We start from the raw sequence: 13,588 nt of genomic DNA, 5'->3' as shown, positions 1-13,588 counted from the left end.
GCGGCCGAGGGTACGGCAGGCAAGGTCATTTTTTTCGTATTGGCTGCCGCTTTGCCCCAACCGCCACCTATTGGTCCGGATGGGTGACCTAAGCGGCGGTGCTTTTGTGCGGAGGGCCCGAGACGCATCGCTCCCAGCAATCTCGTAGAATTCCGTCGCGCTACATCAAGAACATGTTTGCCCATCGCGCTAGAAAGGGGCTGTAGCCGAACAACCCTGCCTATCTCCAAGGCTGTTGAGGTTACGAGGCCCGGTCTCCTAGCCACACCGGGCCTCGCTTGCTCCGAGCAGGAGGCTCGCATGCCTACAAGCAGCTACGCAGACGATTTAGGATCAACCTTGCACTACGCGTTGGAAACGACCCATGCCATAGCCGTATGCCCTTTCCAGTTGGACCTGACAATCCGCGTTGGTGATGATGCCGCCGAAACCCATGCCTTTGCGCGTGCAAGAAAGCTGGTCAAGAGGGACGGCACCAAGTGGGACGGAGAGGTTCTGCGGAAGGAATTCGGACGAAACTGCGGAGGGCGGCTGACCGTTACTGTCCTCACTACGCGCTTTGGGCGACCCGGAGCTATAAGACCGTGATGTTCGGCTCCGGTCAGCTCTACACGACGGCAGCAGCCGGAGGCGAATGGCCCCTGCAGGCCGTGTCCAATTGGCATCGGCTGCAAAAGCTCTTGGCGCTTCGCGCTTGTCACCGCTCAATCTCCTCCTGCGGGTAGAATGCGCGCATAACCGCGTCATCCCGCGTGCCTCTACCGAGACACGCTCAGTCCCGATAGGACGGCTCGCCTTGGATAGGCTTACCGCCGCAGGAAGAGGTACGGCCAATTACTGCCTCAACCGCAGGGATGCATTTACCTGCTTTCTCGACGACGGGCGCGTCCGCGTGTCGAACAACGCCGCCGAACGCAAACTATGGGCCGTCGTCGTAGGAAGGAGAAACTTCGACTGTCGCCGGACTCATGAGCGCGGTGAGCGTGGGCTGCGATCTACTCCCCTTATTGTCAGCGCCAAGCTCAGCGATATCGATTCACGAAGCAACTTAGCAACACGCCGGATTGCTTCCTCGCCGTTTCCTCGCAAAGAAGGCGATCAGAAGTTTCGCTGCGCGCGGAACTCGAGCAGGAACGTATCCTGGTCCTTGAACTCGTAGCGTGCCAACGGCTTCGGCGCGGACGCGCCAAGCACGGCGGATCCCTTGAAATTCTGGTCGAGGTGGAACCACTGGAATTCGGCCGTGAAGGTCAGGTTCTTGACCGGGGTCCAGCGGGTGTTCACGCCGAGCTGCGAGATGTTGAAGTCGGGGTTGCAGACGTAGTCCGCGCTGACCGCCTTGGCCGGCGTGGTGTAGTTCGCGCACATGAAGGCCTTCGCGGCACCGTCATAGCGGACCGCCACATACGAGCCGAACAGGCTCGACGACCAATACGGGTCCCAGTTATGATTGAACGCCCCGCGAACGCCAAAGGTCTCCGTCAGATGCAGCGAGCCGTCGCCGCCGGCCGCGACCGGCAGATAGACGGCATCGGTCGTCGCACCGAACCCGATGCTCTGATAGGCGCCGGGCGCGCTGGTGCTGCCGAACATGGCAAAGCTTGGCGAGGTTGAAGACGACGAGACGACGTACTTCGTCGCGCCCTTGGCATAGCTCGCGTCCAGCTTGAGGTCGTCACCAGCGCCGCTCGGGATGTTCTTGATCTGCAACGCCGCCTGTACGGCGCCGCCCCACGAGGTGTCGGGATGTCCGGAAAGCTCGGATGCCGCGGTCGGCCCCGCGCCCGGCAGTCCGACGGCGCCCGCCGGCGCACCGAGCGCGTTGAGGGTGTTGTAGGAGCCGCTGACTTCATGCGCCGCGGCCGAAATCTGGAACAGGCCCCAAGCCTGGTCGATGCGGATATTGCCGACGACGTCGGGCGCATGGACGCCGGCATAGGCGTTGCCCGAGTTAAACGTGGCGTTCAGCGGCAGCGCCAGATTGTAGACCGCGGTGCGATCCCAGACCGTCGGATCATCCAGGCCGATGCTGGCCGACACGCCATTGCCGAACTGCGCGGTGTACTGGATGTTGTTAACGCCAGTGTCGGTGTTCTGGCCGCCGAGCAGGAAGTCCGAGATATTGCCGGGGAAGCCCTGCCAAGGCGAGGAATAGGCCGATGCCGACTGACCAAAGGTGAAGCCTGCGAACTGAATGAAAAGGTACTGGATGGTGGTGTAACCGCCGCCGGGAGTGTCGAGCAGCTGCGCGCCGGCCACCGGAAGCGAGCCGTTGATCGAGTTCGGGTTGAAGGTGTTGTTGCCGAGCGTAGAGAACTGAAACCGGCCCATCCCGAAGGTGCGGACCGTGCCATATTCGGTCTGCGTGCGGGTATCGATTGACAAAGCCATACGGGAGCGCGCTGCGAAGTAGTCACGATAGCGGTTACCCTGGCCGATATCGCCATTCCAGGCGGGCGAGCCCTGCACGCCGCCGTTGAAGGTGGCGTCGACCCGCAGATAGCCGCCGATCTTCATGCAGGTGTCGGTGCCCGGGATGTACCAGAAGCCGGCGCCGTACAGCGAGCAGACCTTCACATACTCGACGGCCTTCGCCTTGATTGGAAGATCGGCTGCTTGCACGCCCCCGACGGCCATCAGGCCGGCGGTTGTGCCGAGAATAAGTGTTCGCGCCCGTATCATGTTTAAAGTCTCCTAATCCCCGACATGCACACGCATGCTGACGCGGTAACTAATGCAAAAACTTCCGTGAAGAATAACAACGCGGTGAAGTCGATGCCGCCAACCGTGAGCTGTGACGTTTTCGCCACGTGACAGTTCGAAGATCATCGAACAACTCTATTCGGTCTTTGCAGATCAGATCTGTCAGCAGAAAGTGGTGATCGGTCGCTTGCGCATCTTACGGCGTAGAAGGCATATTCTGCGCGCGTAAGTATCCGTGCATTTCCCGTGCTCTCCATGAGGGTTCAAACCTGTCGCTCCAGCTCACGCCCACCGCCGCGAGCGAGGTCAATGTCACGGCCGTTGCGGCGCTCGCGGGCTCCTCCCACCGCTACGGCGACCATTGCCGCGGGCATGTACATACCGGGCACCCCTTTTCACATTGCTGAGCACTGATCGGAATGGTCAGTCCGGCACTTTCGATTCGCCGTCGTTCGAGGGCTCACCTAACCCGAAGAATTGGCTCATAGCCTGGAGTTGGAAGATTCTCGGCTCGAATCGGCGCCAGTTGGTATGAGATTCTGATTTTTTCCGATTCTTCTGCGACATTTGAGAAATCAGTGGATGTTTGTTGCGATAACTTCTGTGTGGGACGTTGGTCATGGAAAAGACACGGTCGATTCGGTCAAAGCCGCCCTACAAGATTGATCTCGTTCGGCGTATTGACCTCACAACCTTGCAATTATTCATCGCAATTTGCGACGAAGGTAATTTGACGCGTGCGTCGCAGAGAGAGGCAATAGCGCCTTCCGCAGTCAGTAAGCGCATGCACGATCTCGAGGAGACGCTTCAGGTCGCTCTGTTTGAAAGACACTCGAATGGAATGACACTGACGCCGGCAGGCGAATCTCTGTTGCATCATGCGCGCGTCACGCTGCTCAACATCGCGAAGATCGCGGTCGACATGGCGGAGCACGCGCGGGGTGTGCGTGGACATGTGCGAATGCTGGCAAACCTGTCGTCAATCGTCGAATTTCTGCCGGACGATCTGCCCGGATTCTTTCGCTCTCACGAGTTGGTGCGGCTCGATCTCCAGGAGCGCTCCAGCGCCGAGGTCGTTCGCGGCCTCGAGGAAGGTGTCGCGGATATCGGCATCTGCTCCGCAGACGTCGCCACGCGCGGGCTGGAGCGTTATTCGTATGGAAGGGATCGCCTCGTTATCGTGGTAAGGTCCGATCACCCGCTGTCGGGCACGACGAAAGTCTCATTTGCCGATACACTGGACTACGATCATGTGGGTCTGTTCGCTACAAGCTCGATCTATCTTCGCGCGCAATACACGGCGCAACAGCTCGGCAAGTCGATCAAACTAAGGGTCCACGTCCCTGGTTTCGACGCCGTCTGCCGGATGGTGCAGGCCGGAATGGGCATCGGCTTGATTCCGAACCGGGCATTTGCCGTCTTGAGCCACGGCATGAACTTGTCCGCTGTCGAGCTGAGCGATGAATGGGCGGATCGTGAGCTGGTGCTGGTTGCCAGAGATCCCGTAGGGCTGTCGGCGACGAGTCGCTTGATGCTAGATCACCTCAGACATTCCCGCAGCACGCACTATTAAGCATGATGACTTTTCCTTCGAATCGTCGTCCCGCTTCTTAGCTCTTTGTTTGAGCATGATCGTTTCACGCTATCGCTTCGCGTTTGTCGTGAGGGAAAACCTGGGTCCACTTTCCCGGGCCATGCTCTGGTATCGCTCTCTTCGCGTGCGTTCGTCATCTGCGAACGCTCGTTCATCAACGGATATTGGACTCAACCCGCGTTGCTCGGCAACACCTCGACAAAACAGCTTGTCGAGGAGCGCCAGAGATGGTCGGGCCGTTATCCGGTATTCGCGTTGTCGAACTAGGAACACTCATCGCTGCGCCATTTGCGGCGCGGCTGTTTGCCGAATTCGGCGCAGACGTCGTCAAGATCGAGCAGCCCGGGGTTGGAGATCCGCTGCGCAAGTGGCGAAAGCTCCATCAAGGGACATCGCTGTGGTGGTATCTGCAATCCCGCAACAAGAAGTCGATCGCAGTTGATCTGAAGTCGGCGGAAGGGCGTGCGGTTGTTCGTCGCCTGGCTATCCAAGCCGACGTTGTGATCGAGAATTTCAAGCCGGGCGGCCTTGAGAAGCTCGGCCTCGGCTGGGATGTGCTCTCCGCGCTCAATCCGAACCTGACCCTGGTCCGTATCTCCGGCTACGGGCAGACTGGTCCTTATCGCGATCGATCGGGATTCGGCGCGATCGGTGAAGCCATGGGTGGATTGCGATTCACCACTGGCGATCCTGAGAGTCCGCCGGCACGCGTCGGTATCAGCATCGGCGATAGCCTGGCTTCGCTGCACGGCGTGATTGGAGCGCTGATGTCGCTGCTTCGGGTCAAGACAGGCCAGGGCAAGGGGCAGATCGTCGACGTCTCGCTTTACGAGAGCGTGTTCAATGTCATGGAAAGTCTGGTTCCCGAGTATGATCTCTTGGGCTATGTCAGGACCCGGACCGGCGCAGCACTGCCAGGCATAAGTCCGTCCAATACCTATCCAAGCTCCGATGGACGCTACGTTGTCATCGCCGGCAACAGCGACGCGATCTTCAAGCGTTTGATGCGTGTGATCGGCCGCCCTGATCTCGGTGAAGATCCGACGCTCGCCAACAACGACGGACGCGTACGGAGGAATGCGCTGCTCGACGCCGCCGTCAGCGACTGGACCTCGCAACGAACCATGGAGGAGATCCTCTCCCGACTTGATGCGGCTGACGTTCCTGCGGGTCGAATCTATTCGGTCGCCGATATCGTGGAAGACCCCCACTACGCTGCCAGAGACATGATCCTGCCGACCGAACTCCCCGGCGGCATCACCGTGAAGATGCCTGGTATCGCGCCAAAGCTGTCGGAAACGCCGGGTGGCGTAAGGTGGCCTGGTCCGACACTCGGGCAACACACCGACGAGGTCTTGACATCGCTCGGCCTCAACGAGGAGGACGTTCTGCAACTGCGCCGCAGTGGAGCGGTGCAATGACCGCCGATCTGCCGGACATTTTGATCCAGGAAGTCGCACCACGCGACGGGTTGCAGATCGAGCCGCAATGGATCGAAACGACCGAAAAGATACTGCTGATCGATTGCCTGTCTGCTATTGGCTTTCGACGCATCGAAGTTTCGTCATTTGTTTCGCCAAAGGCCATTCCTGCGCTGCGGGATGCAACAGATGTATTTGCCAGCATCGGACGGCGACCTGGAACGGTCTACACAGCGCTGATTCCAAATCGGAAGGGCGCCGAGCTCGCCTTGGCGGCACGGGCCGATGAGCTAAACTTCGTGATGTCGGCGAGTGAGACACACAATCGCGCGAACATGAACATGACGCATGATGGCTCGCTCACGTCCCTTGGTGAAATCATCGAACTGGCCCACGCGGCTGACGCATTGGTCAATGCCACGATCGCGACGGCGTTCGGCTGCCCATTCGAGGGAGCACAGCCGTCCGGAAAGGTCCTGGACATCGTCAAACGGTACCTCGACCTCGGTGCCGATAGCGTAACGCTCGCAGATACCACGGGCATGGCCAACCCCAATCAGGTCTCGCGATTGGTGGCAGAGGCCTTGACGCTTCTACCCTCGCACAGGCTAACGCTTCATTTCCACAACACGCGAGGCCTCGGGCTGGTCAATGTGCTCGCGGCCCATAACAGCGGCGCGCGCCGCTTCGATGCAGCGCTGGGCGGATTGGGTGGTTGCCCATTTGCGCCGGGCGCGACCGGCAACGTTTGCACCGAAGACCTGGTCAATCTCTGCCATGAGATCGGCCTGAGGACCGGCCTCGACCTCGATCGCTTGATCGACCTTTCGAAGCGATTGCCCGCATTGGTCGGACACGACGTGCCGGGCCAAGTCGCAAAGACCGGGCGTCCGATGGACCTGCACCCCGTTCCAGAACGATCGCGGCAATCCCCCGCCTGAACAACCTGCAATCACATTTCAAAAAACATATCGGAGGAAATCATGACGATTACTACAGCGCCTGCTGTCGGTCTCGATGCGACGATCAGCGAGCAGCAAGTCATCAGCAAGATCGCCTGGCGCCTGATGCCGTTGATCATCGTCTGCTATTTCTTTGCATTCTTCGATCGCGTGAACATCAGCTTTGCCAAAGCATCGCTCCAGGCGGATCTCGGTCTCAGCAACACAGCCTATGGCTTCGGCGCGAGCCTGTTTGTCGTCGGCTACGTCCTATTTGAGGTGCCGAGTAACATGCTGTTGTATCGCTTCGGCGCCCGGCGCTGGATCGCCCGCATCATGATCTCATGGGGGCTCGGGACGGCGGCCATGGTGTTTGTCCAGAGCGAATGGCAGTTCTACACGCTGCGCTTCGTGATTGGCGCCATGGAAGCCGGATTCGCTCCCGGTATTCTCTATTATCTGACCCTTTGGTTCCCAAAATCCCATCGCGGGCGCATGACTTCGGTGTTTTTTCTCGCGACCGCATTTTCGGGCATCATTGGAGCGCCGATGTCCGGCCTCATTCTTAACTATATGAACGGGCTGCACGGTTTGGACGGCTGGAAATGGCTGTTCCTCGCCGGCGGTCTGCCATGCGTTGCCCTCGGAGTGGTCGTCCTGCTTCGATTTGACGACAGCATTGATCATGCGAAATGGCTCAGCACTGATGAGCGCCGTCTCATCTCGGTGCAATTGGAGCGGCAGAAGAATCAAATTGGCGAGCGCTCAGCCTGGCGATCGTTGCTGATGCCCGGCGTTCTGCTGCTTGGGTTCATCTACTTCCTGATCCAGATCGCGTCGTATGGACTCAATTTCTGGACGCCGGATCTCATAAAGGCGGCCGGCGGGGGAAGCGCGAGCGCGATCGGCTTCTTGACCGCCATTCCCTATGTTTGCGGCGCGATCTGCATGCTGATCGTCGGACGGCTCTCTGATGCATCCGGCGAACGTCCGAGGTTTGTTGCCGGACTTATCTTGGCTGCAGCATTCGGCTTTTTCGCCACTGGCATTTTCAACAACAACGTTCTCTTGCTGATTGGTGCGCTTGCCGTTCTTGGCGGCGGCCTGGTGGCGTCAATCCCGACATTTTGGACATTGCCTCCGAAGATACTGACGGGCGCCGGCGCCGCGAGCGGGATCGCGCTTATCAACACGCTGGGCCAGGTGGGCGGCATTGTGAGTCCGATCATGGTTGGCTCAGTCAAGGATCTGACGGGCAGCACGACGCCGGCGCTCTTTGTCATCGGCAGTCTTTGCGTGTTCTGCGCAGTGCTTTTGTTGACGGCACTTCCTCGTGAGCTCAAGTCCAAGGACTTTCACCCAGCGCCGTCTCAGTCACTTCGGCGGTGAGAAGCGATTGAATGAGGCCCACTAGCAGCACCGTCAGGTATCGCGGGACATCGAAAGTATGGGCGGCGGCCGCTATTATCACGATACTTGCGCGCGCCACGAAGCCAGGCCGATGCCGCACCGCGCTCAGAAAGTGCTATCCGGGGAGTGCCACCGACCGGATGGCGACATCGATATTTCAATGGTTGATTTCGATCTCCGCAAAGCCGTGGCGTAAGGGAAGTCGTATCCCATACGATTTATCCGTTGGCGATGTTTCTGTTCCGCGCGATGCAATACAGCGGCTCGCGCCAAGCAACATTCTCGCATTGCTGTACCTGTAAGGCTTCAGAAATGCCTTTGAAGGATAAACTCGTCAGGGCTCGTGCTTTTGTTTGGTCTCGGCTATTTGCTTCTGCCTCTTTATCAGCACCCGTTTTGTCCGACTGACCTCCCTCTGTTCGGGTCGGCGACCCCGGCCTGCACTGGTCAGTTCTGTCGCAGACCAAGGATGGACATCCCGGACCGAGCCGCCGATCTCATCTGTGCTGTCGTTCATTTTCGTGCGCTTGATTCGCAGATAACCATTGCAAGCTGGGCATCGGATGGGCCGGTCATCTATGACAATAAGCAAACAGGGAAATGCTATGGGCAATCACAAACCGATCGAAGAGGGCGACCCTTTTTCGTTTGTAAGATCATCATGCGTTTTCGGGAAGCCCGTTTCACGACGGGCAACCTCGAGGTCGTCGGGTACCGCGGCGTGGGCCCCGCCCCGGAGCGAATCGCGGGGCCTTATACGGCGCAAGTCGCGGTTCCGATCTGAACGTCGAGCTGACTTGCAGCGCACTTTGCACTGCCAATTCTGCCGGCGCAGCTAGCGCATCGGAAAGCGCAGATGCAGCAGAAAGGGAACTGCGCAAGAGCAGCGGCAGGACCGAGACGAGAACCGCACTCGCACTCATACAAGTGCCAAGTCGGCGGCGAACACAATCTAGTGCGGACATTTCGAGAGCCGGCCGCACGCTGTCAGCGGACGACAGGATTGTTGGCCATCAATTCGCAGGCCGAACCTGGCAAGTCGGCGATCGCAGCGCCGTAGGCAAGCCTGTGATCAGTCCTCCGGAAAGACCGCTAATGGACATTCCCTGGCTGAAGCTTCAAGTAGTCGCCCATCGCGGCAACGGTCTGCTCGCCGACGTCGGAGGACTCGTGAAGCTGCTGCCCAGCAGGGGAATCCCGGCACGACATGCTCTAGGACAATTGTCGAGTTTTCCAATAGGAACTGCTCGCTTGAGCCGACGCTCACGATCGCATGTGATGAGCTTATGAAAATTAGCCCTCAACATCGTGGTATTTTCCACTGGCGCACAGGGTGGCGTTGATGAGAGTATGAGCCTACGCAATGTCAGAGTCAGGCCAAGTACGGATTAATCACAGAGGCCGCGCATCGAGGGTTATAACGAAGCCCGATGTGCGACGCGTCGTTTGGCGAATTCTCGGCATAATCTTTTTACAGCGATAGCCAGGCTATGAGAGCAAGTGGCCGACCGCCATAGTCAGTCGTCGCAGCGACCCAAAGGGCAGTCATACATCGAAGAACACCGTCTCGTCAGCGCCCTGCAGGCGCACGTCCAGCCTGTAGACGACGTTGCCGCTGTCACCTTCACGCTGGGCGATCAAGGTCGCGCGGCGATCGGAGGGCACCAGGGCCAGCACGGGATCGCTGCCATTTGCGGCCTCGCCGCCGAAATAGATGCGCGTATAGAGGTGCCGCAGCATGCCGCGGGCAAACACCGCAAGGAGAAGATGCGGTGCCTGTGGCTTGCCGTCTGGATCAGGCACCGAGCCCGGCTTGATGGTGTCGAAAGCGTAAGCGCCATTGGCATCAGTGCCGACGCGGCCGAAACCGCGGAATTTCGTGTTCGGCAGCGCGCGCTTGTCCTGCGGATGGGCGAAGCGACCCTGGCTGTCGGCCTGCCAGACTTCCAACATGCAGTCTGGCACCGGCTGGCCATCGCCATCGAACACGCGACCTTCGATGCGAACCCGTTCGCCTGAGGCATCGGGCGTCACTAGATTGCCGGTAAAGGCGTCGTTCCAGTCGTATTGGCCGTTCGGCGTCAGACCATATTTGAAGAACGGGCCGACCGTCTGCGAGGGCGTAATACCTTTGCCTTTGTCTTGCAATTAACTGTTCTCCATGGGTGTGGCGTTCCTGCCGCGCAGCACGATATTGAAGCGGTAGCACAGCGCCCATTCCGGCTGGGTGTTCTCCAGATCAAAGGACGAGACCATCCGCGCACGCGCTTCCTCGTTCGGCACCGAATTGAAGATCGGGTCGAACGCAAACAGGGGATCGCCCGGGAAATACATCTGCGTGACGAGCCGCGAGATGAAGGAACGGCCGAACACGGAGAAGTGGATGTGGGCCGGCCGCCAGGCGTTGTAGTGATTGCCCCAAGGGTAAGCACCGGGTTTGATGGTGACGAATTTGTAGTAGCCGGACGCGTCCGACTGCGTCCGGCCAGCGCCGGTAAAATTGGGATCAAGTGGCGCCGGATGCTGGTCGCGGACATGGATATAGCGGCCGCAGGCGTTGGCCTGCCAGATCTCGATCAACGTGTTCGGCACTCCGCGGCCATCTTCGTCGAGCACCTGGCCATGCACGATGATGCGCTCGCCAAGCGGCTCGCCCTTGTGCTGAGTGGTGAGATCATTGTCCCCGGCACGCACGCTCTCGTGGCCGTACACCGGTCCGGTTAATTCCGAGAGGGTATGTCGCATCGGGATCAGCGGCTTCGAGGGTGCGCGCTTGATCGAACTCCTGTAGGCGGGAGAGGACAGCGCGGGATGGATGCGCTTCGAACCGGCCGGATAGATCAACGTCATTATGTTTCCTCCAATAGTGGTGACGCCATTGAAGCGGCATCACCTCGCATGGCCGGGTCAGCAATCAGGCTGGCGCTTTGAAGTCGTAGGAAATGCGACCAGCGGGGAGATAAAACAACGCGATGACCGCCCCGCCCCTGACCTCGGGATAGTGGCGGCTCCCCGGATCTGGCGCCGTCCAGCCGGGCCCCTGCCAGCCCTGTAATCCCTTCAGCTCGGCGCCCTTATTCAAGGGCACCACAAGATTGAGCTCGCCATAGGGATGGCCGTGATACTGCCCGCGCAACACGTCATGCTCGTCCTCGTCCTTGAAACGGCGCGGATCGGCGCTGTTCATGTAGACGGCCGTGATGCTGAACTGAAACGTTTCGGGCATTGGTTCGAGGATGCGGCTGCGCCGGTAGTTCGGACCGTCCACCTCCTGGTTCGCTGCCCAGCCTTCTTCGACCCCGATCTTGATCAAGCGAGCCAAGTCCTGATAGAGCGCGCTCTGCTCTCCATATTTCTCGTTGAGCCAACGCTCCATCTCGGCGCCAGGCGTCATATCCTTGACTTCCCGGAGGAACGGAATGCTGCGCTGAATCAGTTCTTCTCGGCTTCCCATAGTCGTCTCCTTACTCTTCTCGATTGGGCTCTATGTTTCGAATCCCGCGAACGAGGCGAACTCATCGACGTCCGCCCGCGGCATCAGTCTCTCCGTCATCGCAACCTTGGCGTTCCCGATCGAGATGCCGCATACCACGATCTGCTCGGCGGGGATCGACAGCAGCGGGCGCAGGATCTGGTGATATCTAGAGAACGTCTCCTGCGGGCAGGACTGAAGCCCGCGCCCGGCCGCAGCCAGCAGCACGTTCTGAATGAACATGCCGAGATCGAGCCAGCTTCCGACTTCCAGCCGGCGGTCGATGGTGACGATCAATCCCACCGGGGCGCCGAAGAATTCATAGTTCTTCGCGGTTTGCCTGCTGCGGGCTTCGACGTCGCCTTGAGCGATTCCGAGCGAGCCGTAGAACAGCCGTCCGAACTCCTGCCGGCGATTCAGGTATGGCACGGGCAAATCGCAGGCGTAGTACCTGTACTCGGACAAGTGATCGTCGCGGCACGTCTCGTGCGCCTCCAGCAGCGCCGCCGATACGCGGTCCTTGGCCGCGCCGGCGAGCACGTAGACGTACCACGGCTGGATATTCGCTCCGCTCGGCGCGAACCGCGCGATGCGGAGGATCTGCTCGATGGTCCGTCGCGGGATCGGATCATCGGAGAATTCACGGCACGCGAAGCGGCCGGCGATGATCTCGTCGATCCGGTTCTGCGCGACGCTGTTCGCGGTGTGCTCGCCGATCACGGCTTCTTCGCGAGCGGACATCCTCCTTCCTCCATCGCTTTGAAGGCTTCTTCCCCAGGAATTGTCGCGAGCAGCTTGTAGTAATCGAACCTGTACTTGGACTCCTCCGGAGACTTGACACGGAACAGATACATATCGCGCACCAGCCGACCGTCCTCCCGGATCCGGCCGTTCTTCGTCATGAAATCGTTCACAGGCATTTCACGCATCTTGGCGGCGACGGTCGGACCATCCAGCGTACCCGCAGCTTCAGCCGCCTTGAGGTAGTGCATGACCGCACCATAGGTGCCGGCATGGATCATGGTGGGAACCTTTTGGGTCTTCTCGATGAAGCGCTTCGACCATGCGCGGGTCCCGTCGTTGAGGTCCCAATAGAACGCCGAACTCAGCATCAGACCTTGGGCGCTCTGCAGTCCGCGGCTGTGAATGTCGGCAATAAAGACGATCAGGCCGGCAAGCTTCTGCCCGCGCGTAACTCCGAATTCGCCAGCCTGTTTCACCGCGTTGATGAAATCACCGCCGGCATCGGCGAGCGCGATCACGTCCGCCTTCGAGGATTGCGCCTGCAGCAGGAACGAGGAGAAATCCGGTGTATTGATCGGATGCTTCACGGCGCCGACGACCTTGCCACCGGTGGCGTCGATGACCTTGCGGCTGTCGGCCTCGAGTTGCGAGCCGAGGGAGTAGTCGGCTGAAAGGAAGAACCAGGTTTTTGCGCCGAGACGTGAGATTGCCTTGGTCGTTCCCTGCGACAGCGCGTAGGTGTCGTATGTCCAATGGATTCCGGTCAATGAGCATTCGTCGCCGGTAAGGCGAGAGGTGGCGGCGCCGGTGGCGAGGAAGAGCTTCTTCCTGTCTCGCGTGATGCCCTGCTCTGCGAGAGCGACGGCGGAATTCGGCACGTCGAGGATAGCCTCGACACTTTCATTCTCCAGCCATCGCCTGGCTATCGCCGAGCCGACGTCAGCCTTGTTCTGGTGATCTCCCGCAATAATCTGGATGGGCCGTCCGAGCAGCTTTCCTTTGAAGTCATCCACCGCCATCTGTGCCGCGACGACCGAGCCCTGGCCACCATTGTCCGCGTAGAGCGAGGACATGTCGGACAGGACGCCGAGCTTGATGGGGCCGTCCTGTGCAATCGCCGGCGTCACCACCGCCACCAGCGTCAGCGCCAATCCGAGCGATTTGCGCTGATTACCTCGGACCGGCTTTGCCAATGATTTTATCATGCCTCTGCTCCAAGCCGACCAATGCAAGCATGCCCAAACGGCAGTAATACGGAAGTGAAACTTTTGCAGAGTCATCCTGAACCGTCTTCAGATCAGAG

The 13,588-nt window shown here is 59.5% G+C and carries 12 protein-coding genes; 6 read left to right on the top strand and 6 right to left on the bottom strand.

Annotated features, from left to right (window positions below; translation table 11 throughout):
* Positions 1 to 634 precede the first annotated feature (634 nt).
* Complete coding sequence (locus AC5ZG5_RS37600) at positions 635 to 1,159, top strand: IS66 family transposase (RefSeq protein ID WP_456645946.1); 525 nt, start codon at positions 635 to 637, stop codon at positions 1,157 to 1,159.
* Here the strand turns inward: AC5ZG5_RS37600 and AC5ZG5_RS37595 are convergent.
* The gene (locus AC5ZG5_RS37595; RefSeq protein ID WP_456645945.1) at positions 1,099 to 2,682 is read right to left on the bottom strand and encodes a porin; all 1,584 of its coding nucleotides are present in this window, start codon (positions 2,680 to 2,682) and stop codon (positions 1,099 to 1,101) included. The genes AC5ZG5_RS37600 and AC5ZG5_RS37595 overlap by 61 nt on opposite strands.
* A gap of 640 nt (positions 2,683 to 3,322) precedes the next feature.
* On the opposite strand from AC5ZG5_RS37595, the gene AC5ZG5_RS37590 reads away from it, so the two are divergent.
* The 5 genes from AC5ZG5_RS37590 (at position 3,323) to AC5ZG5_RS37570 (ending at position 8,853) form a co-directional block, all read left to right on the top strand.
* On the top strand, positions 3,323 to 4,276 hold the full coding sequence (locus tag AC5ZG5_RS37590; RefSeq protein WP_456645968.1) for a LysR family transcriptional regulator: 954 nt from the start codon (positions 3,323 to 3,325) through the stop codon (positions 4,274 to 4,276).
* Positions 4,277 to 4,524: 248 nt separating this feature from the next.
* On the top strand, positions 4,525 to 5,718 hold the full coding sequence (locus AC5ZG5_RS37585; protein ID WP_456645944.1) for a CaiB/BaiF CoA transferase family protein: 1,194 nt from the start codon (positions 4,525 to 4,527) through the stop codon (positions 5,716 to 5,718).
* The gene (locus AC5ZG5_RS37580) at positions 5,715 to 6,659 is read left to right on the top strand and encodes a hydroxymethylglutaryl-CoA lyase (protein WP_456645967.1); all 945 of its coding nucleotides are present in this window, start codon (positions 5,715 to 5,717) and stop codon (positions 6,657 to 6,659) included. The genes AC5ZG5_RS37585 and AC5ZG5_RS37580 overlap by 4 nt, the downstream gene beginning before the upstream one ends.
* 42 nt (positions 6,660 to 6,701) lie before the next feature.
* Positions 6,702 to 8,048, top strand: coding sequence for an MFS transporter (locus AC5ZG5_RS37575; protein WP_456645943.1), 1,347 nt, complete (start codon positions 6,702 to 6,704; stop codon positions 8,046 to 8,048).
* 490 nt (positions 8,049 to 8,538) lie between these two features.
* Positions 8,539 to 8,853: a hypothetical protein gene (locus AC5ZG5_RS37570; protein WP_456645942.1), complete on the top strand. Its 315-nt coding sequence runs from the start codon at positions 8,539 to 8,541 to the stop codon at positions 8,851 to 8,853.
* Between the two features lie 761 nt (positions 8,854 to 9,614).
* Here AC5ZG5_RS37570 and pcaG read toward each other — a convergent pair.
* The 5 genes from pcaG to AC5ZG5_RS37545 all read right to left on the bottom strand — a co-directional run bounded on the left by pcaG (position 9,615) and on the right by AC5ZG5_RS37545 (position 13,490).
* Positions 9,615 to 10,217, bottom strand: a complete 603-nt coding sequence (gene pcaG, locus AC5ZG5_RS37565; protein WP_456645941.1) for a protocatechuate 3,4-dioxygenase subunit alpha — start codon at positions 10,215 to 10,217, stop codon at positions 9,615 to 9,617.
* On the bottom strand, positions 10,218 to 10,919 hold the full coding sequence (pcaH, locus tag AC5ZG5_RS37560; protein WP_456645940.1) for a protocatechuate 3,4-dioxygenase subunit beta: 702 nt from the start codon (positions 10,917 to 10,919) through the stop codon (positions 10,218 to 10,220).
* Between the two features lie 64 nt (positions 10,920 to 10,983).
* Positions 10,984 to 11,523, bottom strand: coding sequence for a 4-hydroxylaminobenzoate lyase (locus AC5ZG5_RS37555; protein ID WP_456645939.1), 540 nt, complete (start codon positions 11,521 to 11,523; stop codon positions 10,984 to 10,986).
* Between the two features lie 30 nt (positions 11,524 to 11,553).
* Positions 11,554 to 12,282, bottom strand: coding sequence for a nitroreductase (locus tag AC5ZG5_RS37550; protein WP_456645938.1), 729 nt, complete (start codon positions 12,280 to 12,282; stop codon positions 11,554 to 11,556).
* Positions 12,258 to 13,490: an ABC transporter substrate-binding protein gene (locus tag AC5ZG5_RS37545; RefSeq protein ID WP_456645937.1), complete on the bottom strand. Its 1,233-nt coding sequence runs from the start codon at positions 13,488 to 13,490 to the stop codon at positions 12,258 to 12,260. The genes AC5ZG5_RS37550 and AC5ZG5_RS37545 overlap by 25 nt, the downstream gene beginning before the upstream one ends.
* Between the last annotated feature and the right edge of the window lie 98 nt (positions 13,491 to 13,588).

It is taken from the genome of Bradyrhizobium sp. Ses1 (genome assembly GCF_059512365.1).
Note: the sequence above shows the minus strand (reverse complement) of the source record. Positions and strands in the feature narration are given on the sequence as shown.